General features: G+C 73.7%; 21 protein-coding genes and 1 pseudogene. 8 read left to right on the top strand and 14 right to left on the bottom strand.

Annotated elements, in window-relative coordinates; translation table 11 throughout:
• The first annotated feature begins 44 nt into the window (after nucleotides 1-44).
• Complete coding sequence (locus SK069_RS06260; protein WP_319953338.1) at nucleotides 45-1,415, top strand: glycine--tRNA ligase; 1,371 nt, start codon at nucleotides 45-47, stop codon at nucleotides 1,413-1,415.
• Here SK069_RS06260 and SK069_RS06255 read toward each other — a convergent pair.
• A complete protein-coding gene (locus SK069_RS06255) occupies nucleotides 1,369-2,223 on the bottom strand; it encodes a helix-turn-helix domain-containing protein (protein ID WP_319953337.1) in 855 nt (284 codons plus the stop codon). The genes SK069_RS06260 and SK069_RS06255 overlap by 47 nt on opposite strands.
• A gap of 60 nt (nucleotides 2,224-2,283) precedes the next feature.
• Between SK069_RS06255 and SK069_RS06250 the strand changes: the two genes are divergently transcribed.
• Nucleotides 2,284-3,228, top strand: a complete 945-nt coding sequence (locus SK069_RS06250) for a hypothetical protein (protein WP_319953336.1) — start codon at nucleotides 2,284-2,286, stop codon at nucleotides 3,226-3,228.
• Between the two features lie 69 nt (nucleotides 3,229-3,297).
• On the opposite strand, the pseudogene SK069_RS06245 reads toward SK069_RS06250, so the two are convergent.
• Nucleotides 3,298-4,283: pseudogene (locus tag SK069_RS06245) on the bottom strand (aldo/keto reductase).
• Nucleotides 4,284-4,371: 88 nt separating this feature from the next.
• Here SK069_RS06245 and SK069_RS06240 point away from each other — a divergent pair.
• A complete protein-coding gene (locus tag SK069_RS06240) occupies nucleotides 4,372-4,971 on the top strand; it encodes a TetR family transcriptional regulator (protein WP_319953335.1) in 600 nt (199 codons plus the stop codon).
• Nucleotides 4,972-5,073: 102 nt separating this feature from the next.
• The gene (locus SK069_RS06235; protein ID WP_319953334.1) at nucleotides 5,074-5,721 is read left to right on the top strand and encodes a class I SAM-dependent methyltransferase; all 648 of its coding nucleotides are present in this window, start codon (nucleotides 5,074-5,076) and stop codon (nucleotides 5,719-5,721) included.
• A 6-nt stretch (nucleotides 5,722-5,727) separates the two neighbouring features.
• Here SK069_RS06235 and SK069_RS06230 read toward each other — a convergent pair whose 3' ends face one another.
• The 8 genes from SK069_RS06230 to SK069_RS06195 all read right to left on the bottom strand — a co-directional run bounded on the left by SK069_RS06230 (nucleotide 5,728) and on the right by SK069_RS06195 (nucleotide 15,898).
• On the bottom strand, nucleotides 5,728-6,345 hold the full coding sequence (locus SK069_RS06230) for a TetR/AcrR family transcriptional regulator (protein ID WP_319953333.1): 618 nt from the start codon (nucleotides 6,343-6,345) through the stop codon (nucleotides 5,728-5,730).
• 140 nt (nucleotides 6,346-6,485) lie between these two features.
• A complete protein-coding gene (locus tag SK069_RS06225) occupies nucleotides 6,486-7,031 on the bottom strand; it encodes a hypothetical protein (RefSeq protein WP_319953332.1) in 546 nt (181 codons plus the stop codon).
• Nucleotides 7,032-7,173: 142 nt separating this feature from the next.
• Nucleotides 7,174-9,618, bottom strand: coding sequence for an endopeptidase La (gene lon, locus SK069_RS06220; RefSeq protein ID WP_319953331.1), 2,445 nt, complete (start codon nucleotides 9,616-9,618; stop codon nucleotides 7,174-7,176).
• Nucleotides 9,615-10,091 carry an Hsp20/alpha crystallin family protein gene (locus tag SK069_RS06215; protein ID WP_319953330.1) on the bottom strand — a complete coding sequence of 159 codons (477 nt, stop codon included), beginning with the start codon at nucleotides 10,089-10,091 and terminating at the stop codon, nucleotides 9,615-9,617. The genes lon and SK069_RS06215 overlap by 4 nt, the downstream gene beginning before the upstream one ends.
• A gap of 194 nt (nucleotides 10,092-10,285) precedes the next feature.
• Nucleotides 10,286-11,077: an MBL fold metallo-hydrolase gene (locus SK069_RS06210; RefSeq protein WP_319953626.1), complete on the bottom strand. Its 792-nt coding sequence runs from the start codon at nucleotides 11,075-11,077 to the stop codon at nucleotides 10,286-10,288.
• Between the two features lie 186 nt (nucleotides 11,078-11,263).
• Nucleotides 11,264-13,492, bottom strand: a complete 2,229-nt coding sequence (locus SK069_RS06205) for a 3-hydroxyacyl-CoA dehydrogenase NAD-binding domain-containing protein (protein WP_319953329.1) — start codon at nucleotides 13,490-13,492, stop codon at nucleotides 11,264-11,266.
• Between the two features lie 23 nt (nucleotides 13,493-13,515).
• Nucleotides 13,516-14,733: an acetyl-CoA C-acetyltransferase gene (locus SK069_RS06200; RefSeq protein WP_319953328.1), complete on the bottom strand. Its 1,218-nt coding sequence runs from the start codon at nucleotides 14,731-14,733 to the stop codon at nucleotides 13,516-13,518.
• A 244-nt stretch (nucleotides 14,734-14,977) separates the two neighbouring features.
• The gene (locus tag SK069_RS06195) at nucleotides 14,978-15,898 is read right to left on the bottom strand and encodes an NAD(P)H-binding protein (RefSeq protein ID WP_319953327.1); all 921 of its coding nucleotides are present in this window, start codon (nucleotides 15,896-15,898) and stop codon (nucleotides 14,978-14,980) included.
• 358 nt (nucleotides 15,899-16,256) lie between these two features.
• Between SK069_RS06195 and SK069_RS06190 the strand changes: the two genes are divergently transcribed.
• The 3 genes from SK069_RS06190 (at nucleotide 16,257) to SK069_RS06180 (ending at nucleotide 17,716) form a co-directional block, all read left to right on the top strand.
• Complete coding sequence (locus SK069_RS06190) at nucleotides 16,257-16,541, top strand: hypothetical protein (protein WP_319953326.1); 285 nt, start codon at nucleotides 16,257-16,259, stop codon at nucleotides 16,539-16,541.
• Nucleotides 16,542-16,741: 200 nt separating this feature from the next.
• Nucleotides 16,742-17,200: an SRPBCC family protein gene (locus SK069_RS06185; RefSeq protein ID WP_319953325.1), complete on the top strand. Its 459-nt coding sequence runs from the start codon at nucleotides 16,742-16,744 to the stop codon at nucleotides 17,198-17,200.
• A gap of 138 nt (nucleotides 17,201-17,338) precedes the next feature.
• Nucleotides 17,339-17,716, top strand: a complete 378-nt coding sequence (locus SK069_RS06180; protein ID WP_319953324.1) for a helix-turn-helix domain-containing protein — start codon at nucleotides 17,339-17,341, stop codon at nucleotides 17,714-17,716.
• 109 nt (nucleotides 17,717-17,825) lie between these two features.
• On the opposite strand, the gene SK069_RS06175 is transcribed toward SK069_RS06180, so the two are convergent.
• Nucleotides 17,826-18,818 (bottom strand): malate dehydrogenase, encoded by a 993-nt coding sequence (locus SK069_RS06175; RefSeq protein ID WP_319953323.1) that lies wholly within the window; start codon nucleotides 18,816-18,818, stop codon nucleotides 17,826-17,828.
• Between the two features lie 221 nt (nucleotides 18,819-19,039).
• Here SK069_RS06175 and SK069_RS06170 point away from each other — a divergent pair, with 221 nt between their 5' ends.
• On the top strand, nucleotides 19,040-20,212 hold the full coding sequence (locus SK069_RS06170; protein ID WP_319953322.1) for a site-2 protease family protein: 1,173 nt from the start codon (nucleotides 19,040-19,042) through the stop codon (nucleotides 20,210-20,212).
• Nucleotides 20,213-20,227: 15 nt separating this feature from the next.
• Here SK069_RS06170 and SK069_RS06165 read toward each other — a convergent pair whose 3' ends face one another.
• From SK069_RS06165 to SK069_RS06155, 3 genes are read right to left on the bottom strand one after another with little or no spacing between them, the layout of a single operon-like run.
• Nucleotides 20,228-21,001 (bottom strand): succinate dehydrogenase/fumarate reductase iron-sulfur subunit, encoded by a 774-nt coding sequence (locus tag SK069_RS06165; RefSeq protein WP_319953321.1) that lies wholly within the window; start codon nucleotides 20,999-21,001, stop codon nucleotides 20,228-20,230.
• A gap of 40 nt (nucleotides 21,002-21,041) precedes the next feature.
• Nucleotides 21,042-22,997 (bottom strand): fumarate reductase/succinate dehydrogenase flavoprotein subunit, encoded by a 1,956-nt coding sequence (locus SK069_RS06160; RefSeq protein ID WP_319953320.1) that lies wholly within the window; start codon nucleotides 22,995-22,997, stop codon nucleotides 21,042-21,044.
• Nucleotides 22,994-23,785, bottom strand: a complete 792-nt coding sequence (locus SK069_RS06155) for a hypothetical protein (RefSeq protein ID WP_319953319.1) — start codon at nucleotides 23,783-23,785, stop codon at nucleotides 22,994-22,996. The genes SK069_RS06160 and SK069_RS06155 overlap by 4 nt, the downstream gene beginning before the upstream one ends.
• Between the last annotated feature and the right edge of the window lie 576 nt (nucleotides 23,786-24,361).

The raw sequence follows: 24,361 nt of genomic DNA, 5'->3' as shown, positions 1-24,361 counted from the left end.
GGACCGCGGAACGGCCGTCGCAGTCGGCCACGTACGATCCGCGCATGGCCTCCGCCGACGTCGTCACCATGGACAAGATCGTCGCGCTCTGCAAGCGCCGCGGCTTCGTCTTCCCCGCGTCGGAGATCTACGGCGGCATCGCCAACACCTACGACTACGGGCACTACGGCGTCCTCCTGAAGAACAACGTCAAGGCCGAGTGGTGGCGGGCGATGCTCCAGGACCGCGACGACGTCGTCGCGCTGGACTCCGCGATCATCCAGCACCCGCGCGTCTGGGAGTCCTCGGGGCACCTGGCGGGCTTCAGCGACCCGCTCGTGCAGTGCCTCGGCGAGTGCAAGAAGCGCTGGCGCCTGGACCACCTGCAGGAGGCCGCCGTCGAGCGGGGCGAGGACCCGTCGCTCGTCCGCTGCCCGCAGTGCGGCGGCGAGCTCTCCGAGCCGCGCGACTTCAACCTCATGTTCAAGACCCAGATCGGCACGGTCGCCGACACGGGCTCGACGGTCTACCTGCGCCCCGAGACCGCGCAGGGCATCTTCGTCGACTTCAAGCAGGTCCTCGCCGTGTCGCGCAAGAAGCCGCCGTTCGGCATCGCGCAGATCGGCAAGTCGTTCCGCAACGAGATCACGCCCGGCAACTTCATCTTCCGCACGCTCGAGTTCGAGCAGATGGAGATGGAGTTCTTCGTCCCGCCGGCCGAGTCGCAGACCTGGCACGAGCACTGGATGAAGGCGCGCTTCGACTGGTACACGGACCTCGGCGTCCGCGAGGACCACCTGCGCCTCCGCCCGCACGAGCAGGACGAGCTGTCGCACTACAGCTCCGGCACGAGCGACGTGGAGTACCTCTTCCCGATCGGCTGGTCGGAGCTCGAGGGCATCGCCCACCGCGGCGACTACGACCTGAGCGCCCATCAGCAGGGCTCCGGCGAGAAGCTCGAGTACTTCGACCCGCAGACGCGGGAGCGCTACCTGCCGCACGTCATCGAGCCGGCCGCGGGCTGCGACCGCGCGACGCTCGCGTTCCTCGTCGACGCCTACGACGAGGAGGAGCTCGAGGGCGGGGACGTGCGGACCGTGCTGCGGCTGCATCCGCGGCTGGCGCCGGTGAAGGTCGCGGTCCTGCCGCTCGTGAAGAAGGACGGCCAGCCGGAGCTCGCGCGCGAGATCCGCGACAGCCTGCGGCGCGTCGGCCAGACGGAGTACGACGAGGGTGGCTCGGTCGGCAAGCGCTACCGGCGCCAGGACGAGGTCGGCACGCCGTGGTGCGTCACCGTCGACCACCAGACGCTCGAGGACCGCACCGTCACGGTCCGCGACCGCGACACGCTCGAGCAGGAGCGCGTGGCGATCGACGACCTGCCCGCCCTCATCGCCGGCCGCCTGGCGCAGCCCTGGCGCTCCCCGAAGGCCTGAGACCGGTCCGCCGCGGAGCGACGCCGCCGCCGTCCGCCGGCCGTCGGCGCCCCGCCGCCGCGCGCTCCGCGAGCAGCGCGGCCGGCGGCAGCCCCGCGAGGGCCCGGCAGTCGCGCGACAGGTGCGCCTGGTCGGCGTACCCCGCCGCGGCGGCGCTGGCCGCGAGCCCGGGCGCGCCCGGGACCTCGGCGGCGGCGAGCCAGCGCTGCAGGCGCAGCACGCGCCCGAGGACCGTCGGGCCGTAGCCGAGCGCGTCGTCGGCGATCCGCCGCAGCTGCCGCTCGCTGTAGCCCAGGCGGTCCGCGAGCGCCGGGACCGGGAGCGCGGGGCCGCCGGTCAGCCCGACGAGCGCGGCGGCGACCCGCTCGGACGCCCCGGCGCGCCCGCGGCGCGCGGCGACGAGGTCCGCCAGCGCCGTGGCGGCGGCGTCGGGCGCGGCGTCCGGGGCGAGCCGCTCGTCCTCGACCGGCGGCAGTCCGGCGAGCTCGCGCACCGCGGCCAGCGGGACGCGGCGGTCCCGCAGCTCGCGCGCGGGCACGCCGAGCACCGCGGCGGCCGCCCCGCGCCGCAGGCGCAGGCCGCGGAGCGGGCGGTCCGACGCGACCGGCGAGAGCTGCGCCGTCGTGTCCGGGCCGGCGACGAAGGCCCCGATGCCGCGTCCCCAGACGAGGTCGACGTGCGCGTCGGGCAGGACGCGCACCGCTCGCGCCCGCGGGGATCGCGCGTCCATCCCCCAGGCGCAGGTCGCGAGCGCCGCCGCGGCGGGCGGCGGGGCCTGCTCGCGGTAGCGCGCGGCGACCTCTTCCACCCGAGCGATGATGGCCGATCCGTGCAAGACCCGCGCAGCCCGGTGCGGTGGAATGCCCGCATGCCCGACGTTCCCGCCGCCCGCCGCTTCCTCGCCGAGGGGGCCCGCGTCCTGGAGCGACGCCGCGCCGAGCGGCTGCTCGAGGGCGGCGACGGCGTCCCCGTCCGGGACGCCGTGGCCGCGTACCGCACCGCCGACGGCGGGTTCGGCTTGGCGCTGGAGCCCGACGCCCGGTCCGCCCGTGCGCACCCGGCCGCCATCAGCACCGCCCTGCGGATCCTCGACGAGGAGGGCGCGTGGGACGAGGAGCTCGCGCTCGGGGCCGCGGACTGGCTGTGGCGGGAGGCGCCTGCTGCGACGCGCGGGGCGGGGGACCCGCGCCTCGGGACGGGCGGCGGGGGCGCGGTGTTCGTCGGCCCGGCGATCGCCGACGCGCCGCACGCCCCGTGGTTCGTCCCCGAGCCCGGCCTGCCGCCCTCTCCGGTCCAAGCGGGGCCGATCGCCGCCGTGCTGCGGCGCCGCGGCGTCGCGCACCCCTGGCTCGCGGCCACGGAGCCGCTGCTCTGGGCCGAGGTCGACCGGTGGTGCGCGGAGCCGCCGGACCCGGCGCTCGCCGGGGTCCACCGGATCGGCCGCGGCTACGCGCTGCGCGGCCTGCTCGCCTTCCTCGAGTCGTGCGAGGACGGCGAGCGCCTGGAGCGCGCGCTCGAGGGCCTCGCGCCCCACGTCGCCGAGCTCGTCGACGACGGGTCCGGCGAGGACGAGGCGCACCGGCCGCTGCACATCGTGCCGCGACCCGACGCCCGCGCCGCCCGCTACGTGCCGGCCGCGACGCTCGAGGCGGCGCTCGACCGGCTCGCGGAGGGCCAGCGCGACGACGGCGGGTGGACCTTCGACTGGCCCGCGTGGTCGCCCGCCGCGACGGCGGACTGGCGGGGCGTCATGACGGTCGAGGCCCTGGCGGTGCTCCGAGCGCACGGCCGCCTGCCCTCCGAGGAGGCGTGATGCGCGACGGCGCCGGAGCGGATCGCGGCCCGGGACGTCGGCCGGTCGACGCCCCGGATCGCGAGCGGCTCAGCCCCGGGGCATGAAGTCGGCCGGGTAGCGGCTGCCGAAGGCGCCGGCCGGCAGCGCGGCGCGGATCGCGTCGAGGTCCCCCGGGGTCAGGGTCACGTCGACCGCGGCGGCGTTCTCGCGCACGCGGGCGGCGCTGCGGGTGCCCGGGATCGGGACGACGTCGTCGCCCTGGGCCAGCAGCCACGCGAGCGCCAGCTGCCCGACGGTGATGCCCTTGCCGGAGGCCAGTCGGTCAGCCGGCGGACCGCCTCGAGGTTGCGCTCGTAGTTGCCGGGCTGCCAGCGCTCGTCCCAGCTGCGCATGTCGTTGGCCGGATACTCCGCGGCCGGCCGCACGTCCCCGGTCAGGAACCCCCGGCCGAGCGGCGAGTAGGGCACGAAGCCGATCCCCAGCTCGCGCACCACGGGCAGCACCTCGACCTCGACCTCGCGCTCGAACACCGAGTACTCGGTCTGCAGCACCGAGACCGGCTGCACGGCGTGGGCGCGACGGATCGACTCCGGGCCGGCCGCGCTCAAGCCGAACCACCGGACCTTGCCCTCGTCGATCAGCTCCTTGACCGTGCCGGCGACGTCCTCCATCGGCACGTCCGGGTCGACGCGGTGCTGGTAGAGCACGTCGATCACCTCGACCCCGAGGTGGCGCAGGCTGTTCTCGGCGACCTGCCGGATCCGCGCGGGCCGGCTGTCGACGGCCGAGCCGAGGGGCTGCGCCTGCATGTCGAACCCGAACTTCGTGGCGATCACGACCTCGTCGCGGAACGGCGCCACCGCCTTGCCGACGAGCTGCTCGTTGCTGCCCGTTCCTCCGCCGTACAGCTCCGCGGTGTCGAAGAACGTCACGCCGGCCTCGTGCGCGGCGCGCATCGTCGTGATCGCCTCCGCCTCGCTGCTGCCGTCGCCGTAGGCGAGGGTGAACCCCATCGTCCCCAGGCCGATCGCCGAGACCTCCAGTCCCTGCGTGCCAAGCGTCCGTCGCTGCATCCGTCCTGCCTCCTGATCCAAACCAAACCGTTCTGTTCGGCACCATAGCAGGTGCCGGGCGCGGCCCCCATCGGGCTACGCTGCACCCGTGACGGCCGCCAGCACCCCGAAGGAGCGGGTCCTCGCCGCAGCGCTGCAGGAGTTCGCCGAGCACGGCGTGGCCGGGGCGCGCATCGACCGGATCGCGAGGGCGGCGCGAACGAGCAAGGAGCGCGTCTACGCCTACTTCCGGTCGAAGGAGGAGCTCCACGCGGCGGTCGCCTCCGACCAGCTGCAGCAGGTGATGGACAGCACGTCGCTGGACCCGGCGGACATCCCCGGCTACGTCGGCGCCCTGTTCGACTTCTACGTCGCCCACCCGGAGATGCTCCGGCTCGTCAGCTGGGGGCGCCTGGAGCCGGGCGGCGAGCTGACCGCCACCGACGCCTCGGGCCACCGGTCGCTCCAGGCGAAGCTCGCCGTGATCGCCCAGGGGCAGGCCGACGGGATCCTCGACGACGCCTTCGAGCCGATCGACGTCCTGATGCTCCTGGTGAACCTCAGCATGGGCTGGCTGATGGCGGTCGAGATGCACCGCTTCGAGGACGTCGACGACCCCGACGTGCTCGCCCGGCGGCGCGCGGCGGCGGTCCTGGCCGCCGAGCGGCTCTTCCCGCCCCGCCCGGCCGCGCGGCCCTCCGCGGACTGACCCGCCGTCGGCGCCCGCGCTGGGACCCGGCCCCGTCGACGCCCGGGACGCCGGGGGCCGGGGCACACCCGGCCGGCACCGCGGCGGCGATAGCGTCGCCGCATGGCCGAGGTCCAGCACCCGAGGTTCGCCCGCGTCTGGTCGCGGCTCATGCGGCACGAGCCGCCGGCGGTCCGTCGGGCTCGCGCGGAGCTCGCCGCCGGCCTCCGCGGCCGCGTCCTGGAGATCGGCTGCGGGACCGGCTCGATGTTCGAGCACTATCCCGACGCCGTCACCGAGGTCGTCGCGCTGGAGCCCGAGCCGCTGCTCTACGCCGAGGCCCGTGCGACGGCCGCCGCGCGGCCCGTCACCGGGGGCCCGACGATCGTCGTCCGGCCCGAGCCGATCGAGGACGTCCCCGCCGCGGATCTCGGCACGTTCGACGCGGTCGTCTGCTCGCTCGTGCTCTGCTCCGTCCCGGACCCGGTCGGCGCGCTGCGCACCGCCCGGGGGCTGCTGCGACCCGGCGGGGAGCTGCGCTACTACGAGCACGTCGCCACGGACGGCGCGCTCGGGGGCTTCCAGCGGGCGCTCGACGCGACGGTCTGGCCGCGGGCGTTCGGCGGCTGCCACACGCACCGCCACACCGCTCGCGCCATCGACGAGGCCGGGTTCGTGCGCGTCCAGCACCGCGACGTCCGGGCGGTCCCGCGCTGGGTGCCGCTGCCGATCTCCCCGATCATCATGGGCGCCGCGCGCAGCGACGCCTAGCGCCGATCAGGCGTTCGGGCCGGGGCGCACGAGGCGCCCGATCGCCGTCGTCGCGGCCTGGACGACGCCCTCCATGTCCCCACCCGGGTTGGAGAGGAATCGCAGGGACAGGCCGTGGCCGAAGCCGATCACGAGCTCGGCCACCACGGCCGGGGCGGCGCGCAGCTCGATGCGCCCCTCGTCGGCGAGCTCCTGCAGCCGGCGGTCGAAGGCGTCGTTCATCGCCTGGCTCAGCGCCGCGAGCTCCTGGGCGACCTCCGGCTGACGCTGGGAGAGCGTGTACATCTCCAGCAGCATCGTCACGTACTCGGGCTCGTGGCGGACCGTCGCGTAGATCGAGCGGATCCAGAGCGAGGAGAGGTCCTCGGTCGTCTGCGCCTTGGCGAGCTCGGCGGTCATCGCCTCCAGGCGGACCTGGGAGTCGCGGCGCGCGACCTCGACGAGCAGCTGCTCCTTCGAGCCGAAGTAGTAGTGCAGGAGGCCGCGCGAGACGCCCGCCTCGCGCGCCACGTGGTCGAACGTCGAGCCGGCGACGCCGCGGCGCGCGACGCTCGAGCGCATCGCGTCCACGATCCGCATCGCCTTGTCGGTCGCCAGCACCCTGGTCGCATCGTCGCTCGCCACGCCGACCAGCCTACTGGCTGGCTGGCCAGCCCGGAGGGCGGCGACGCGCCACGTGCCCCAACGAGACGGGCCACCCGCCGGTGGCGGGTGGCCCGTGGGCGCCGGAGCGCGAGGGACGGCCGCGTCGCGGCCGTCGAGGATCAGGCGTCCTGCGCGGCGGCCGCGGCAGCGGCCTGCGAGGAGCCGTTCGGCGACGCCGGGGCGGCCGCGGAGGGCGTCCCGACGGTGTAGTCGAGCTCCTCCTCCGGCCCGAAGACGACATCGAGGGCCTTCGAGCGCAGCGACGGCACCGCGACGACCGCCGCGACCGCGCCGCCGAGGGCGACGACGAGGAGGCCGAAGCCGCCGCGCTTCTTCGCCTTCTTCTGCTTCTTGCCCGTGAGGTTCGCCTTCGCGTCCAGCAGCGCGTCCGACGCGGTGCGCAGGTCGCTGTGGACCTTCTTGTCGCGCAGGAGCGCCTGCGGGTTGCCGGCCACGCGCGAGTACGCGTTGCGCGCCGCATCGGCGAGCTGCCGGAGGTCCTCGCGGAGGTCCTCGTTCTCGAGCAGGTCGCGCACCTGGTCCTCGCGCGCAGCGAGGGTCCCGGCGGCCTTCTTGGCCTGCTTGCGAGCCCTCTTGGCCTGGCTCTTCGCCTGGGCCTTGGCCTGCTTCTTGGCCAGCTTCTTGGTCTTGGACTTGAGCGCCATGGTCCTCCGTCTCGGGTTCGTGAGACCGTCGCCGCCGAGCCTATCGCGCGCCGCCGTGCGGCCCGGTCGGTCGCCTCGTCATCGGTGAGTACCCGATCGGCCCGCGGCGCACGCGCCGAGGGCCGTCGCGGGCCACCGGCGATCAGTCGCCGGCGGGCTCCAGGGCGAGCTCCAGGACCTCCTCGACCCGGTCCACCCAGTGGAAGGCGATCTTCCTGCGCAGCGGCTCGGGGACGTCCTCGGCGTCGCGCTCGTTGTCGCGCGGGGCGATGACGCAGCCGATCCCGGCGCGCTGCGCGGCGAGCGCCTTCTCCTTCAGCCCGCCGATCGGCAGGACCTCGCCGGTCAGCGTGATCTCGCCGGTCATCGCGACGTCCGACCGGACCGCCCGGCCGCTGACGAGCGAGCAGAGCGCCGTGGCGATCGTGATTCCCGCCGACGGGCCGTCCTTCGGCGTCGCCCCGGCGGGCACGTGGACGTGGAGGTCGTGGGTGCCGAACCAGTCGTCGGGCAGCTCCGGCGAGACCACGGTGCCGTGCCCCCGCACCCAGGTCAGCGCCGCGCGCACCGACTCCGTCATGACCTCGCCGAGCTGCCCGGTGATCGTCACCTGCGGGGCCCGCGTCGTCGGCATCGCCGCCGCCTCGACGTAGAGGACGTCGCCGCCGACGGGCGTCCACGCGAGACCGGTCGCCACGCCGGGGCGGCTCGTGCGCTTGCGCCGCTCCTGGCCGGAGCGGTCGAACGGCCCGCGGCCGAGGAGCTCCACGACCCGGTCGCGGCTGACCGTGACGCGCCTGGGCCGGCCGTTCGCGGCCGCCGGCGCGGCGTCCTCCTGCTCCCCCTCGACGATCTCGCGGGCGATCTTGCGCACCGCCCGGCCGATCTCGCGCTCGAGGTTCCGCACGCCGGCCTCGCGCGTGTAGTCCTCGATGAGCGTCCGCAGCGCCGGATCGCCGAAGCGCAGCGTCGAGCGCCGCAGGCCGTGACGGTCCAGCTGCCGGGGCACGAGATAGCGCTTGGCGATCTCGAGCTTCTCCTGCGCGGTGTAGCCGGCGAGCTGGATGACCTCCATCCGGTCGCGCAGCGGCCCGGGGATCGTGTCGAGCGTGTTCGCGGTGGTGATGAACATCACCCGCGAGAGGTCGAACGGCACGTCGAGGTAGTGGTCGCGGAACGTCGCGTTCTGCTCCGGGTCGAGCACCTCGAGCATCGCGCTGGACGGATCGCCCCGGTAGTCCGAGCCCATCTTGTCGATCTCGTCGATCATGAGCAGCGGGTTGCTGGACCCCGCGTCGCGCAGCGCCCGGACGATCGTCCCCGGCATCGCGCCGATGTACGTGCGCCGGTGCCCGCGGATCTCGGCCTCGTCGCGCACGCCGCCGGCGGAGATCCGCTCGAAGTTGCGCCCCATCGCCCGGGCGATCGACTTGCCCAGCGACGTCTTGCCGACGCCGGGCGGGCCGACGAAGCAGAGGATCGATCCGCGCGCGTCCGGCTTCAGCTGCCGGACGGCGAGGAACTCGAGGATCCGCTCCTTGATCGGGTCCAGGCCGAAGTGGTCGGCGTCGAGCACCGAGCGGGCGTGCGTCAGGTCGAGGTCGTCGACCGTGCGGTCGTTCCACGGCAGCGAGACGATCCACTCGAGGTAGTTGCGGATCACCCCGTGCTCGGCGGAGGCCTGCGGGATCGACTCCAGGCGGCGCAGCTCGCGATCGGCCTGCGTGGCGACGGCCTCGGGCAGCTCGAGCGCGTCGAGCTGGTCGCGCAGGTCGGCGACCTCGGCCTCGACGGGATCGCTCTCGCCGAGCTCCTCCTGGATCGCCTTGAGCTGCTGGCGCAGGACGTACTCGCGCTGGCCCTTCTCGAGCTCGGACTGGACCTGCGACTGGATCTCGGACCCGATCGAGATGACCTCGAGCTCGCGGGCGAGGATCTCCACGAGGCGGCGCAGGCGCGCCGAGAGGTCGGTCTCCTCCAGCAGCGCCTGCTTCTCGGCCGAGCTCAGGCGCAGCGAGCCGGCGATGAGGTGGCTCAGCGCGACGGCGTCCTCGATGTTCGCGACGGCGAGCTGCAGCTCCTCGGGCAGGTACGGGACCGCCTCGACGATCCGCGAGAACGTCTCCTGGACGTTGCGCTGCAGCGCCGTGAGCTCGGGCGTCGGCGGGTCCGACACGCCGGTGTCCGGCGCCTCCTCGATCTGCGCGGCGAGGTAGGGCGTCGTCTGCTCGTAGGGACCGACCCGCACGCGCGCACCGGCCTGCACCAGCAGCCGCAGCGTCCCGTCGGGGACCTTGAGCATCCGGGCGATCTGGCCCACGACGCCCACCTCGTAGAGCTGCTCGGGCCCCGGGGTGTCGAGCTCGGGCTCGCGGGAGGCGACCATGACGAGCCGCCGGTCGCCGGCGAGCACGTCGTCGACGAGCTTGATCGAGCGCTCCTGGCCGATCGCCAGCGGGATCATCGTGTCGGGCACCGGCACGGTGTCGCGCAGCGGCAGCACCGGCAGGACGCCCGAGAGCGGCTGATCGCCGCCCCCGACGGTGATCTCCTGGTCCGTTCCCGGGTCGGCGACGATCTCGATCATGCGTCGCCCTCGTGCGAGATCGGCACGTTGCGCCGCGCGCGACGCGGCTGCTCGAGCGGCAGCTCGACCCGCAGGATCCCGTCGCGGTACGTCGCGCGGGCCTCGTCGGCCACGACGTCGGCGCCGAGCTGCACGACCCGGCGGAAGGGGCCGGTGCCGATCTCGACCTGCTGGTACGCGCGGCCCTCCGCCTCGACCGGCGCCCGGGCGCCGGCGAGGATCAGCTCGCGGCCGCGGATCTCCAGCCCGACCTGGTCGATGTCCACCCCCGCGAGCTCGGCATGCACGACGGCTCGCGGCGCTCCGGCGTCCTCGCCGCTCGTCGGCGTCTCGTAGAAGACGTCGACCGCGGGCTCGAAGCCGACCCGGCGCACGCGCCCCAGGCCGCGGTCCAGCACGCCGCCGAACAGCTCGTCCATCTCGCGGCGCATCCGCTCGAAGTTGGCGAAGAGGTCGCCCTCGCGGGAACGCATGGACGGAATCTACCCCGCGGCCCGCCCCGGCCCGCGTGCCCCGGCCGCCGACCGCGCGGGGTCGTGGGCCGACGTGCGGGCTGGGGCCAGCGACCCTGGAGCGCCAGCGGTCATCGCGGGACGCCCGCACCTCGCCGCCGACCGCACGGGGTCGTTGGCCGACGTGCGGGCTGGGGCCCGCGACCCCTTCTCCCTCAGAGCTCGTACACGGCGTCGGCGTGGCCCATCTCCACCGGCACGTCGCCGGCCGCCTCCGTCGCGCGCTGCAGCGCGACCTCGCGGTTCTCCTCGTCGGAGATGTGGATGAGCACCGCGCGCCCGACCTGCGCGCGGCGGGCGTGGTCGCCGGCCTCCTGCGCGGTGAGGTGGCCGCGCGGCCCGGCGCGCTCGGGCCGGGGCAGCGTCGCCTCGACGAAGAGCAGGTCGGCGCCCTGCGCGAAGTCGACGAGCTCGTCGTTCGGCGCGCAGTCCGAGCCGTAGACGAACCGGCCGCCGGTGACCGTCGAGGTCGCCTCGATCGCGTAGGCGGGCAGGAAGTGGGGCACCGCGCCGAAGCGCAGCCGGAACGGGCCGACCTCGAGGACGCCGTCCGGGTCGTACTCCGAGGTGCGGAACGCGCGCTCGACGAGGTCGGGCATCCCCCACGCCGTCATCACCGTGCGCATGACCTTCGACCCGCCGGGCGGCAGATGCAGGTCCGGGCGGGCGGGATGGTCGGTGCCCGGCCACGGCGGGACGGGGACCGGCTGCTGGCGCGGGGCGAAGACCAGCGCGTAGCTGTAGGGGACGAGGTCCAGCGTGTGGTCCGCGTGGCAGTGGGAGATCACGCAGGCGTTCAGCGACGTGTAGTCGATGTGCTGGCGGAGCTTCCCGAAGACGCCGTTGCCGCACTCCATGAGGAGCCGGAAGTCGCCCTCCTCGAGGAGGTAGCCGCTGCAGGCGCCGTCGACGTCCTGCCAGGCCGGCGACTTGCCGAGGATGGTCACCCGCAACGTGCTCGCCTCTCCACGATCGCGTCAGTGTAGGACCCCGCCGCGCGCCCACGCCGCGCGGCACGACGCCGTGCGGGCGCCGGCGCGCCCCGGGGACCGCCGAGCGGCCCCGGAACGCGGACGGGCCGCGCTCGCGGCGCGGCCCGTCGGAGGCGATGGCCGAGTGCGGCCGGGAGCGGGTCAGGCGGCGGCGAGCGCCGTGTCGCTGTAGACCTCGCCCGCCTCGGCCTTCGCCACGAGCGAGGCCGGCGGCTCGAAGCGCTCGCCGTACTTCGCGGCGAGCTCGCGGGCCCGGGCGACGAAGCCGGCGGGACCGGTCGCCTCGTCGGCGCCCTCGGGCGTGTAGCCGTTGATGTACTGCAGCACGCCGCCGGTCCAGGCCGGGAAGCCGATCCCGAAGATCGAGCCGATGTTCGCGTCGGAGACCGTCTCCAGCACGCCCTCGTCGAGGCACTTCACGGTCTCGATCGCCTCGGCGAAGAGCATCCGCTCCACGAGGTCCGTCAGCGGGACGGTGACGGGGTCGATGCCCGCCTCCGGCGTCTGGACCGGGAACAGCTCGGAGAGGCCCTTCCAGATGCCGGTCCGCTTGCCGTTCTCGTCGTACTCGTAGAAGCCCGCGCCGCGCAGGCGACCCGGACGGCCGGCCTCGATCATCTTGTCGATGACGTCGAACGCGGCGTGGTGCGGGATCTCCTGGCCCTCGGCCTCGAGGGCCTCCTTCGTGGCCTTGCGGATCTTCACCATGAGCTCCATGTTCAGCTCGTCGGTGAGCTGCAGCACGGGCGCCGGGTAGCCGGCCTTCGAGGAGGCGCGCTCGATCGTCATCGGCGGCACGCCCTCGGCGAGGAACGCGATGCCCTCGTTGACGAACGTGCCGATGACGCGGCTCGTGAAGAAGCCGCGGCTGTCGTTGACGACGATCGGCGTCTTCGCGATCTGCTTCGCGAGGTCGAGGGACTTCGACAGGACGTCGTCGGAGGTCTTCTCGCCCTTGATGATCTCCAGCAGCGGCATCTTGTCGACCGGGCTGAAGAAGTGCAGGCCGATGAAGTCCTCGGGCCGGCTGACGCCCTCGGCGAGGCCGGTGATCGGCAGCGTCGAGGTGTTCGAGCCCAGGACGGCGTCGGGCTTGAGGAACGGCTCGATCTCGGCGAAGACCTGCGCCTTGACCTTCGGGTCCTCGAAGACGGCCTCGATGACGAGATCGGCGTCCTGGGCCTTCGACGGGTCGTCGGTGGCGGTGATCCGCGCGAGGAGGGCGTCGCCCTTCTCCTGCGTGACCTTGCCGCGCTCGACGCCCTTGGCCACGAGCTTCTCGGAGTAGCCCTTGCCGCGGTCGGCGGCCTCCTGCGAGACGTCCTTCAGGACGACCTCGATGCCGGCCTTCGCGCACACGTACGCGATCGCGGCGCCCATCATGCCCGCGCCGAGCACGACGACCTTCTCGGACTTCCAGGGCTGGCGGTCCTTGTCGCGACCGCGCGAGCCGTTGACGGCCTGGAGGTCGAAGAAGAACGCCTGGATCATGTTCTTCGCCACCTGGCCGGTGACGAGGTCCACGAAGTAGCGGCCCTCGATCTTCAGGGCGCTGTCGACGTCGACCTGCGCGCCCTCGACGGCCGCCGACATGATGTTCTTCGGCGCCGGCATGTTCGCGCCCTTGAGCTGCTTGCGCAGGTTCGCCGGGAACGCGGGGAGGTTCGCCGCGAGCTTCGGCGTCGACGGCGTGCCGCCCGGGATCTTGTAGCCCTTGACGTCGTACGGCTGGACCGCCTCCGGGTTCTCGGCGATCCACTTCAGGGCGGCGGGGAGGAGGTCGTCCGGGCTCGCGACGAGCTCGTCGACGAGGCCGATCTCCTGCGCCTTGCCCGGGCGGTGGCGCTGGCCCTGGAGCAGGACCTGCATCAGCGCGTTCGTGATGCCCAGCAGGCGGACGGTGCGCACGACGCCGCCGGCGCCGGGCAGCAGGCCGAGGGAGACCTCGGGCAGGCCGATCTGGATCTTCGGGCTGTCGACGACGATCCGGCGGTGCGTCGCCAGCGCGATCTCCAGGCCGCCGCCGAGCGCGGCGCCGTTGATGATCGACACGACCGGCTTGCCGAGCGTCTCGAGGCGACGGAGGTCCGCCTTGAGCTTCTCGGTCCCGGCCGTCAGCTCGTGGACGTTCTCCTTCGTGACCTGCTTGAGGTCGTTCAGGTCGCCGCCGGCGAAGAACGTCTTCTTCGCGGAGGAGATCACGACGCCCGTGATCTGGTCCTTCTCGGCCTCGAGCCGCTCGACGGTCGCCGTCAGCGACTGCATGAAGTCGGCGTTCATCGTGTTCGCCGACTGGTTCGGGTCGTCGAGCACGAGGTTGACGACGCCGCCCTCGAGCGGCTCCCAGCGGATGGTGTTCGTGAAGCTCATTCGATGTCCTCGGTGGGAGGCGCTCAGAGCGCCTCGACGACGGTGGCGATGCCCATGCCGCCGCCGACGCAGAGCGTGGCGAGGCCGTACTTCTTGCCGCGGCGGTGCAGCTCGTCGATCAGGGTGCCGAGGATCATGCCGCCGGTCGCGCCGAGCGGGTGGCCCATGGCGATCGCGCCGCCGTTGACGTTCGTGATCTCGGGATCGATGTCGAGGTCCTTGATCAGGCGCATCGCGACGGCGGCGAACGCCTCGTTGATCTCGACGAGGTCCAGGTCCTCGGCCTTGAGGCCGGCCTTCGCGAGGGCCTTCTTCGACGCCGGGCCGGGCGCCGTCAGCATGATCGTCGGGTCCGCGCCCGACACGGCCGTCGCGAGGATCCGCGCCTTCGGCTTCAGGCCGTTGCGCTCGGCCGCGGTCTCGTTGCCGATGAGCAGCAGCGACGCGCCGTCGACGATGCCGGAGCTGTTGCCGGCGTGGTGGACGTGGTCGATCTTCTCGACCCAGTGGTACTTCTGGAGGGCCACGTCGTCGAAGCCGCCCATCTCGCCCATCATCGCGAAGGAGGGCTTGAGCTTCCCGAGGTTCTCGGCGGTCGTGCCGCGGCGGATGAACTCGTCGTGGTCCAGGACGACCTGGTCGTTGAGGTCCTTCACCGGGATGACGGAGTCCTTGAAGTAGCCGGCGTCCTCGGCGGCGGCGGCGCGCTCCTGCGAGCGGACGGCGAACGCGTCGACGTCGTCGCGCGTCCAGCCCTCGAGCGTCGCGATGAGGTCGGCGCCGATGCCCTGCGGGACGAACGACGTCTCGAAGTTCGTCTCCGGGTCCATCGCCCAGGCGCCACCGTCGGAGCCCATCGGGACGCGGGACATCGACTCGACGCCGCCGGCGAGGATCAGGTCGTCGCCGAGGCCCGAGGCGACCTTCTGCGCCGCGGTGTTCACGGCCTCCAGGCCCGACGCGCAGAAGCGGTTCAGCTGCACGCCCGCCACCGTGTTCGGCAGGCCGGCCTTGATCGCGGCCGTCTTCGCGATGTCGGCGCCCTGATCGCCGATCGGGGAGACGCAGCCGAGCACGACGTCGTCGACGTTGTTGGCATCGAGCTGGGCGTTGCGGGCGAGGGTCTCGTGCATCAGGCCGACGACGAGGTCGACCGGCTTGGTCGCGTGCAGCGAGCCGTTGGCCTTGCCCTTGCCGCGCGGCGTGCGGATCGCGTCGAAGACGAGCGCTTCGGTGCTCATGCTGGATCTCCTGTGGTGCGGGGCGGTGCCCGTGGGCACCGGCCGCGATGGCCTCGAGTGCCGCTGGGGCCGACCGGGGAGCGACCCCGGATCCCTCGCGGCCCGCGGATCGTAGCGCGTTCGCGCTCCGAGTTGGCCAGCCAGCCAATCTCGGGGCGCACGCCGTTCGCCGGGCGCGCGGGCGGGGGGCGACGCCGCGGTGCGCGGCGCCCGCCACGGCGTCGGCGCGCCGCCGGCCGGACCCTCAGCGCGCCGCGAGGGGCTCGTCCCGCTCCCAGGCGCGCAGCGCGTGCTCGACCGCGGCGTCGAACCGGTGCGGCCGGACGCCCAGGACCTGCGTCCAGCGGTCGTCGCGCGCCAGCAGGTCGCCGGTCAGCCCCGACATGAGGGGCAGGACGAGGTCGGGCTCCTCCCCCGCGATCACCGCCGCCACGCGGCCGGCGATTCCCGTGACGCTCACCGGCAGCGGGATGCTCGGCCGGCCGAGCAGCAGCAGGTCGCGGATCCGCTCCAGCATCTCCCCGTACGCGAGGACGTCCGGCCCGGCCACGTCGAGCGCCTGGCGCGGAGCGGACGCGAGGTCCACCACGGCGGCCCGCCGGAGCGCGGCGACGAGGTCGCGCTCGTCGATCGGCTGCGTGCGGTGCACCCGCCACGGGGGCAGGGCCAGGACGGGCAGGCGCTCGACGAGCCGCACGAGGAAGCGGAACGACCGCGAGCGGGTCCCGATCGCGATCGACGCGCGCAGCGCCACCGCCTCCGGCGCGGCGTCCAGCAGCGTGCGCTCGACGGCCAGGCGGCTGGCGAGGTGCGGCGTGAGCTCGCGGGTCTCGTCGACCATGACGCCGAGGTAGACGACCCGCCGCGTGCCGGCGCGCGCGGCGGCGTCGGCGAAGCGCTCCGCGCCGCGCTGCTCCCGCTCGCGGAAGTCGTCGCCCTCGGCGCTGGCCTCCATCGAGTGCACGAGGTAGTAGGCGACCTCGACCCCGTCGAGCGCGGCGTCGAGGCCCTCCCCCGTGAGGACGTCGCCGGTCACGACCGGCACGGGCACGGTCACGCGCGAGGGATCGCGCCCGAACGCGCGCACGTCGTGCCCGTCGCCCAGCAGCGCCGGGATCAGGGCCGAGCCGACGAAGCCCGACGCCCCGGTCACGAGGATGCTCATCGCCGGATCATCGCGCAGCGACGCCGGCACCGGGCGCGCCAGGAGCCGGTCCGGCGCGAGCCTCGCCGGACGGCCGGGGGCCGCCGACCGGACGCTCGTCGACGCGCTGAGCGGGATTCCTTCGTGCGTCGTTCACGAAAAGTCAGCAATTACCGGGAAGAGGGGGTGCGCGGCCGGCGCGGGTGTGGTTCGATGCCGCTCACGTCGCGCTGAGGAGCGCGACGACCTCCGCGGAGACCGGACAGCACCTCGTGCGGGTGCTGCGTCGGCCCGCCCCGTCGCCGCGACCGACGCGCCCGTGCGCCGTCGGCGCCCGACGCTGCCCGCCTTCCGACCTCGAGACGAGAACCAGCCCCCCGTGCCCGACGCCACGCAGATGCCGTTCGGTCGACGCTCCGACCGCCCCGAGCGCACGAGCACCCGCGCCCGCGCGGCCGCGCCGAGCTGCGCGGACTGCTTCTTCCGGCGGCACCTGCTCTGCGCGCTCGACCGCGAGGACCCCTGCGCGACGTTCCGGCCCGATCGCGACGGCGGCCTGCGCCCACCGCGCCAGATGCACCTCGCCTTCCGTCCGGAGCGCACCGACGGCACGCCCTTCGCGTTCCCGTCGGCCGAGGAGCAGGCCCGCCGCCACGCGGCGTGACGGAGATCGCCGGGCCCCGTCCCGGGCAACGGCGAGACGACCGCCCCAGCCACCGGGAACGTCCCGGTCCGGGACACCCGGGAGAGGGTCCGGGCCCCGTCCCGGACGACGGCGAGACGACCGCCCCAGCCACCGGGAACGTCCCGGTCCGGGACACCCGGGAGAGGGTCGGGCGTCGCCGGCCGGTTAGGGTCCGCCGCATGAGCGCCGTCGTCGTGTTCCGCGACCTGCCCGCCACGCCCGAGCGCGTGTGGGAGGTCGTGATGGACCCGCACCAGTTCGGCGCGTGGGTGACGATCCAGGACGAGCTGCTCTCGGCCGACGAGGGCGCGCCGCGGGTCGGCTTCGCGATGGCGCAGCGGTACGTCATCCGCGGGGCCAAGGTGAAGGTGTCCTGGAAGCTACGGGAGCTGGACCCGCCGCGGTGGGCGGACTGGCACGGGAAGGGCCCGGCGGGCGCCAAGGCCTTCATCTCCTACCGCCTCGAGCCCCTCCCGCAGGAGGACGGCACGACCCACACCCGATTCCACTACAGCAACGAGTTCCGCGCGCCGATGGGCCCGCTGGGTGCGGTGGCGTCCAAGGCCCTCATGGGCGGCGTGCCCGAGCGCGAGGCCCACGCCTCGCTGGACCGCCTCGCCGCGCTGCTCGCCGGCTGATCCTCGCCCCGCCGACGGTGGTGGGCGACGGCTCCCGCCTGCGCCACGAAGGTGGTTCACACTGCCTGCTCGTGTTAGCGTTGGTCGCCCGAGGGGTGGCAGATGAACGCCCTCTCACCACGATCAGAGGTAACGGGCATGTCAGATTTCCTCGAGGAGAAGCGCCGCGAGATCCAGGCGCGGATGGACGAGCTCGCGGAGGCCGTCTCGGAGTACGAGCGCCTGAAGCAGGCCCTCGACGCCCTCGACGGCGTGACGAGCGGCGGCAGCGCCGGCCGCGCGCGCGGCGGCTCCGGCGGTGGCAGCGGCCGCGGCGCGGGACGCCCCCGCGGCAGCGGCGAGCGCTCGCGCCAGGCGCTGGACCTCATCCGCCGCGAGCCGGGCCTCGGCGCCACGGACATCGCCCGCAAGATCGGCGTGCACCCGAACTACGCCTACCGGATCCTCCCCGGGCTCGAGGAGCAGGGGATGATCGAGAAGCGCGACCGCGCCTGGTACCCGAAGGACGCCGCCTAGGCGGGGCCGGAGCCGACCCGCCGGTCGGCCGACGACGACGAAGGGCCCGGCGGATCCGCCGGGCCCTTCGTCGTTCCGGGCGCCGGACCGCGGGTCCGGCGGGCGCCTCCTAGATGAGGCCGAGCTCCTTGACCGCGTCGCGCTCGCCGACGAGCTCGGCGACCGTCGCGTCGAGCTTCTCCTGCGCGAACGCCGGGATCTCGAGGCCCTGGACGATCGAGTACTGCTGGTCCTTCACCGTGACCGGGAACGAGCTGATGATGCCCTCCGGCACGCCGTAGCTGCCGTCGGAGGGGATCGCCATCGACGTCCAGTCGCCCTCCGGCGTGCCGTCGACCCACGTGCGGATGTGGTCGATCGCGGCCGAGGCGGCGGAGGCGGCCGAGGAGGCGCCGCGCGCCTCGATGATCGCCGCGCCGCGCTTGCCGACGGTCGGCTGATACTCGTCGCGGTACCAGTCGAGGTCGGAGCCGACGGCCTCGAACGCGTTCTGGCCCTTGACCTTCGCGTTGTAGAGGTCGGGGAACATCGTCGGGGAGTGGTTGCCCCAGATCGCGATGTTCGTGATGTCGGTCGTCGCGGCGCCGGTCTTCTTCGCGAGCTGCGCGATCGCGCGGTTGTGGTCCAGGCGGGTCATCGCGGTGAAGCGCTCGGCCGGGACGTCCGGCGCGTGCGCCTGCGCGATGAGCGCGTTCGTGTTCGCCGGGTTGCCGACGACGAGGACCTTCACGTCGGAGGCGGCGCCGGCGTTGATCGCCTCGCCCTGCGGCTTGAAGATGCCGCCGTTGGCCTCGAGCAGGTCGGCGCGCTCCATGCCCTTCGTGCGCGGCCGGGCGCCCACGAGCAGCGCGACGTTCACGCCGTCGAAGGCGGCCTTCGCGTCGTCGAAGATGTCGATGCCCTGCAGCAGCGGGAACGCGCAGTCGTCGAGCTCCATCGCCGTGCCCTCGGCCGCCTTCACCGCCTGCGGGATCTCGAGCAGGCGCAGCTTCACCGGGGTGTCCGGACCGAGCAGCGCGCCGCTGGCGATCCGGAAGAGCAGCGCGTAGCCGATCTGTCCGGCGGCGCCGGTGACGGTGACGTTGACGGGCGACTGGGTCATGGAGCTCTCTCCTGCCGAGGTTGGGGTCGCCTCCGGGACGGCGGCTCGTGTGGGTCCGTGCCGGCCCGGCGCGCGGCCGATGCTATCCGGGTGCCTCGCGCCGGGGCGTCCCGCACGCCGTCCCCGCGCGGGGCGCGCCCCGGTCGCTCGGCGCGCTCCTCCGGGATCGACGGACGCGGCGCCCGGAGCGCGACGACGGGACCTGCGACGATGGGCGGGCGATGGGAACGCGCTCGGTGAAGCTCGCCAAGGTCCTCGGCATCCGCATCGGGGCCGACCCGAGCTGGTTCCTGGCCCTGTTCCTCATCATCCTGCTGCTCGGCGACCGGTTCGACGCCGTCCTGCCGGCCGAGTCGCCGACCGTGCACTGGGCGCTGGCGGTCGCCGCGGCGCTGCTCTTCTTCGGGTCGCTCATCATCCACGAGCTCGGCCACGCGATCGCCGCCCGCTGGTTCGGGATCCAGACGCAGGGCATCGACCTCTGGCTCCTCGGGGGCGTGGCCCGGCTCAGCCGCGACGCGCGCACCCCGAAGGAGGAGTTCGTCGTGGCGATCGCCGGCCCCGTCGGCACGGTCGTGGCGGGCGGGCTCTGCGTCCTCGTCGGCCTGCTGCTGCAGGGCGACACGTCCCTCGTCGACGCGGCGCTGCTGCGCGAGGGCGCCGACGACCCGCTGCTGGCGCTGTTCGGCTGGGCGGCGGCGGTGAACGTCGTCCTGCTCGTGTTCAACCTCATCCCGGCGTTCCCGCTCGACGGCGGCCGGATCGCGCGCGCGATCGCGTGGAAGATCTCGGGCGACCGGCGCCGTGGCACGGTCGTCGCCGGCGGGCTCGGCCGGGTCTTCGCGATCCTCCTCGCCGTCTACGGCGTCGTGATCCTCATGAACGGCGACACGGTCAGCGGGATCTGGTTCCTGCTCATCGCCTGGTTCATCGGCGGCGCGGCGCGCGCGGCCGTCGTGACGAGCGAGATCAGCGAGCAGCTGCACGCCGTCACGGCGGGCGAGCTCATGGACGAGCAGCCGGCCTGGGTGCCGCAGGACGCCACGGCGATCGAGGCCGAGGAGGAGGCGTTCGCCCCGTTCGGGGTGCCCTGGGCCGCGGTCCTCAGCCAGGACGGGCGGATCGTCGGCGTCGTGCGGATCGAGCGCGTGCGCGAGGAGCTGAACGCCGGACGTCCCGGGACCCCGGTCGCCGAGCTCCTGGACGCGGGCGACGCCCCGCACGTCGGGCCGGAGGCGACGCTCGAGGAGCTGCTCGCCGACGATCGCCTGCGCGAGCTCGGCGCCCTGCCGGTCGTCGGCGCCGACGGGACGATGCGCGGCCTCGTGAGCTTCCGCAGCGTCCGCGACGCCCTGGCCCGGGCGCTGCCGGGCACCGACCTGCAGCGCGGCTGAGCGGCCGCGGCGCGCCTACTGCGCGAGCATCGGCGGCGCGTCGGGCGCCGGGCGCTTGCGCACGCCGCGCCGGTACTCGCGGTTGAGCATCCCGATCACGTCGAGCCCGATGCCCTGCGGGCAGACGCGGGAGCACTCGCCGTAGTTCGTGCAGCCGCCGAAGCCCTCGGCGTCCATCGCGGCGACCATCTTCCGCGCGCGCTCCCCGCGCTCGGGCTGCCCCTGCGGCAGGAGGTTCAGGTGCGTGACCTTCGCCCCGGTGAAGAGCATCGCCGCGCCGTTCGGGCAGGCGGCCACGCAGGCGCCGCAGCCGATGCAGATCGCGGCGTCCATCGCCTGGCGCTGCGTCTCGGGCGAGATCGGCTGGGCGTTGGGGTCCGGCTGCGGCCCCGTGGTGACCGAGACGTAGCCGCCGGCCTGGATGATCCGGTCCAGCGCGCTGCGGTCGACCGCGAGGTCCCGCACCACCGGGAAGGCGGTGTTGCGGAACGGCTCGATCCAGATCGTCGAGCCGTCGGCGAAGTCCCGCATGTAGGTCTGGCAGGTCGTCACCTGGTTGGGCCCGTGCGGCATCCCGTTGATGACGAGGGAGCACATCCCGCAGATCCCCTCGCGGCAGTCGCTGTCGAAGGCCACGGAGCGCTCGCCGCCCGAGATGAGGCGCTCGTTGAGGGCGTCGAGCATCTCGAGGAACGACGCCTCGGGGTCGATGTCCTCGACGTGCGTCGTCTCGAACCGGCCGGGGGCGTCGCGGTGGTCCTGGCGCCAGATCTCCAGGCGGAAGTTCATCGGGTCGCCTCCGTCGTGCGGGGGATGGTCGGCCCGGCGCTCACTTGTAGCTCCGGGTCGCGAGCTGGACCTCGTTGAAGGTCAGCGGCTCGTCGTGGGGGGTGAAGCCGCCGTCGGGCCGCAGGCCCTCCTCGGGGTACTCCCAGGCGGTCGCCGTCGCGAAGCGCTCGTCGTCGCGCTGCGCCTCGCCGTCCTCGGTCTCGTGCTCGCCGCGGAAGTGCCCGCCGCAGGACTCCTCCCGCCGGAGCGCGTCCTCGCACATGAGCTCGGCGAGCTCGACGAAGTCGTGCAGCCGGCCGGCGTACTCGAGGCTCGGGTTGTGCTCGTCCGCGCGACCGTCGACGCGCAGCTCGTCCCAGAACCGCTCCCGGATCCCGCGGATCTCCTCGATCGCCGTCGTCAGGCCCTCCGCCGTGCGGAGCATCCCGCACTTGTCGAGCATGATCTCCCCGAGCTCTCGGTGGATCGTCTGCGGCGCCTTCGTCCCCGTGGTCGACAGGAACCGGTCCAGCAGCCGGGTCACGCCCTCCTCCGCCTCGGCGAACGCCTCGTGCGAGTCGTCGACCTCGTCCTTCGGGGTCGTCGCGAGCCGGTGCATCACGGTGTGCGGCGCGATGAAGTACCCGTCGGCGAGCGCCTGCATGAGCGCCGAGGCGCCGAGCCGGTTGGCGCCGTGGTCGGAGAAGTTCGCCTCCCCGATCGCGAAGAGACCGGGGATCGTCGTCTGCAGCTCGTAGTCCACCCACAGGCCGCCCATCGTGTAGTGCGGCGCGGGGTAGATCATCATCGGCTTCTCGAACGGGTCGTCGCCGGTGATCCGCTGGTACATCTGGAAGAGGTTGAGGTACTTCCCCTCGATCGCCGCGCGGCCCTGGCGCTCGATCTCGTCGCGGAAGTCGAGGTAGACCCCGCGCTTCGTGCCGCCGACGCCGAGGCCCTGGTCGCAGGCGACCTTCGCGGCGCGGGACGCGATGTCGCGGGGGGCGAGGTTGCCGAACGCCGGGTAGCGCTCCTCGAGGAAGTAGTAGCGCTCCTCCTCGGGGATGTCGCCGGGCTCGCGCGTCTCGTTCGGGTCGCGCGGCACCCAGATCCGCCCGTCGTTGCGCAGCGACTCCGACATGAGCGTGAGCTTCGACTGGTACTCGCCGGACTGCGGGATGCAGGTCGGGTGGATCTGCGTGTAGCAGGGGTTCGCGAACAGCGCGCCCTTGCGCGTCGCCTTCCACGCGGCCGTGACGTTCGACCCCATCGCGTTCGTCGAGAGGTAGAAGACGTTCGAGTAGCCGCCCGAGGCGAGCACGACGCAGTCGGCGACGTGCCGCTCGATCTCGCCGGTGACGAGGTTGCGGGCGATGATGCCCCGCGCCTGCCCGTCGATGAGGACGACGTCGAGCATCTCGTGCCGGTGGTGGACGGTGACGTTGCCCTCGGCGACCTGGTGCTGCAGCGCGCTGTAGGCGCCGAGCAGCAGCTGCTGACCGGTCTGGCCGCGCGAGTAGAACGTCCGTCGCACGAGCACGCCGCCGAACGAGCGGGTGGCGAGCTGCCCGCCGTACTCGCGGTTGAACGGCACGCCCTGCGCGACGGCCTGGTCGATGATGCTCGTCGAGACCTCGGCGAGCCGCCAGACGTTCGCCTCGCGCGAGCGGAAGTCGCCGCCCTTCACCGTGTCGTAGAAGAGCCGCTTGACCGCGTCGCCCTCGTTGGCGAAGTCCTTCGCGGCGTTGATCCCGCCCTGGGCGGCGATCGAGTGCGCCCGGCGCGGCGTGTCCTGGAAGCAGAAGCTGTCGACCTGGAAGCCCTGCGCGCCGAGGCTCGCCGCGCAGCTGGCGCCCGCGAGTCCCGTGCCCACGACGATGATCCGGTGGTGGGGCCGGTTGCGCGGACCGACGAGCTGGTGGGCGTCGAGCCAGCGGCGCCACTTCGTCTCGATCGGGCCGTCGGGGATCCGCGCGTCGAGGACGCGGCCGCGCGAGCGGGCCTCGGTCGTGCTCATCGGGAGACCTCCGCGCCGTGGGCGCCGTGCGGGGCGGCCGGCTGCGGGTCCGGCAGCCCACCGGTGAAGAAGAGGACCGGGATCAGGGCGAACCCGACGACGATCAGCAGGGTCACCCCCGTCGCGCCGCGGCGCAGCATCCGGTTGCGGGTGCGGGAGTCGAGCCCGAGGGTCTGCAGCAGGCTCCAGATCCCGTGGCGCAGGTGGAAGCCGACGAGGCCGAGCGCCGTGAGGTAGAGGACGAGGAAGTACCACTTCGCGAACGCGTCGTGGAGGTTCGCGTAGACGGCCCCGTGCGCCAGCGGCGTGACGTCGATCGTCAGCGTCGTGAACTGCAGGACGTGGAAGACGATGAAGAGCAGCAGCAGCGGGCCGGTGACGATCATCGACCGCGCCGCCCAGGAGCGCCCGATGCGCTTGGCCCCGTGGCCCCGGGGGCGCGCCGCGCGGTTGCGGCGGGCGAGCTGGACCACCGCCGTGACGTGGACGACGAGCGCCAGGAGCAGGACCGCGCGCACGCCCCAGAGCACCGCCTCGCGCGGCAGCAACGGCTCGCCGAACGTGCGCAGCCACTCCGCGTAGCCGTCGATCCGCGCGCCGTCGTCGGCGCCGTGCCGCGCCCCGGCCGCGCCCGCGCCGGCGAGCGCGGTGAGGTTGCCGAGCATGTGGAGCAGGAGGTACGCGAGGAGCATCGCGCCGGAGACCGCCGCGGCGATCTTCTTGCCCAGCACGGAGGCCCAGGCCTCGCGGATCCCACATGGTCGTCGTGCCACCGAGTGCGTGCCCACGAACGGCGATCTTACGCACGCGGACCGCCGAGGCGCCTCCCGGTATTTGGAACGCCTAAGTGCCGCCGATCACACACGCTGCCGGCGCGATCCGTCAAGGCGCCCGGCGACGTCGGAGCGCCGCGATCGCCCGCCAGCGCGGACGATCACCGCGCGGCGCCACACCGTCCAGCGCACGTCCGCCACCAACACCAACCACACACGTTCCTCGCTCCAACGAGGACCACCACCAGCCCCTCACACGGCGCCGGACCACCCCACACGAGCGCCAACGCGCCGCCCGGCCACGAGGGACGCCGGCGCGGCGCCGCCGGCGCGCCCCCGCCGACCGGGGGGTCGCCGTGCGGGCCGTCTCGGTTCCCGCCCCGTGAAACGAAGGGGCCGGATCGGGACCGGTCGCGACGGCGGCGGGCGGGATCGCCGTGCCGCGCAGGGACTGCCGGAAAACCGACCCCGAGCATCGGGATTGTCTACCGGTTATCCCGACCTCGTTCGTCGGGGTTGGACGGGACGCGTCGTGGGAAGTTGGAGGTATACGATCCGCCCGGTTTCCCCGTCCTCGCTCGAAAGAGGCCC

It is taken from the genome of Patulibacter brassicae (assembly GCF_033949425.1).
Lineage (GTDB): Bacteria > Actinomycetota > Thermoleophilia > Solirubrobacterales > Solirubrobacteraceae > Patulibacter > Patulibacter brassicae.
The sequence above is the reverse complement of the archived record's forward strand: the minus strand, read 5'-3'. Positions and strand labels throughout refer to the sequence as shown.

What these genes read in the sequence shown, in the direction of transcription:
- SK069_RS06175 (WP_319953323.1), bottom strand. Translation starts at nt 18,818, where the DNA reads ATGACCCAGTCGCCCGTCAACGTCACCGTCACCGGCGCCGCCGGACAG.
- SK069_RS06180 (WP_319953324.1), top strand. Translation starts at nt 17,339, where the DNA reads ATGTCAGATTTCCTCGAGGAGAAGCGCCGCGAGATCCAGGCGCGGATG.
- SK069_RS06185 (WP_319953325.1), top strand. Translation starts at nt 16,742, where the DNA reads ATGAGCGCCGTCGTCGTGTTCCGCGACCTGCCCGCCACGCCCGAGCGC.
- SK069_RS06205 (WP_319953329.1), bottom strand. Translation starts at nt 13,492, where the DNA reads ATGAGCTTCACGAACACCATCCGCTGGGAGCCGCTCGAGGGCGGCGTC.
- SK069_RS06195 (WP_319953327.1), bottom strand. Translation starts at nt 15,898, where the DNA reads ATGAGCATCCTCGTGACCGGGGCGTCGGGCTTCGTCGGCTCGGCCCTG.
- SK069_RS06165 (WP_319953321.1), bottom strand. Translation starts at nt 21,001, where the DNA reads ATGAACTTCCGCCTGGAGATCTGGCGCCAGGACCACCGCGACGCCCCC.
- SK069_RS06170 (WP_319953322.1), top strand. Translation starts at nt 19,040, where the DNA reads ATGGGAACGCGCTCGGTGAAGCTCGCCAAGGTCCTCGGCATCCGCATC.
- SK069_RS06260 (WP_319953338.1), top strand. Translation starts at nt 45, where the DNA reads ATGGCCTCCGCCGACGTCGTCACCATGGACAAGATCGTCGCGCTCTGC.
- SK069_RS06215 (WP_319953330.1), bottom strand. Translation starts at nt 10,091, where the DNA reads ATGCGTTCCCGCGAGGGCGACCTCTTCGCCAACTTCGAGCGGATGCGC.
- SK069_RS06250 (WP_319953336.1), top strand. Translation starts at nt 2,284, where the DNA reads ATGCCCGACGTTCCCGCCGCCCGCCGCTTCCTCGCCGAGGGGGCCCGC.
- SK069_RS06225 (WP_319953332.1), bottom strand. Translation starts at nt 7,031, where the DNA reads ATGGCGCTCAAGTCCAAGACCAAGAAGCTGGCCAAGAAGCAGGCCAAG.
- SK069_RS06160 (WP_319953320.1), bottom strand. Translation starts at nt 22,997, where the DNA reads ATGAGCACGACCGAGGCCCGCTCGCGCGGCCGCGTCCTCGACGCGCGG.
- lon (WP_319953331.1), bottom strand. Translation starts at nt 9,618, where the DNA reads ATGATCGAGATCGTCGCCGACCCGGGAACGGACCAGGAGATCACCGTC.
- SK069_RS06235 (WP_319953334.1), top strand. Translation starts at nt 5,074, where the DNA reads ATGGCCGAGGTCCAGCACCCGAGGTTCGCCCGCGTCTGGTCGCGGCTC.
- SK069_RS06200 (WP_319953328.1), bottom strand. Translation starts at nt 14,733, where the DNA reads ATGAGCACCGAAGCGCTCGTCTTCGACGCGATCCGCACGCCGCGCGGC.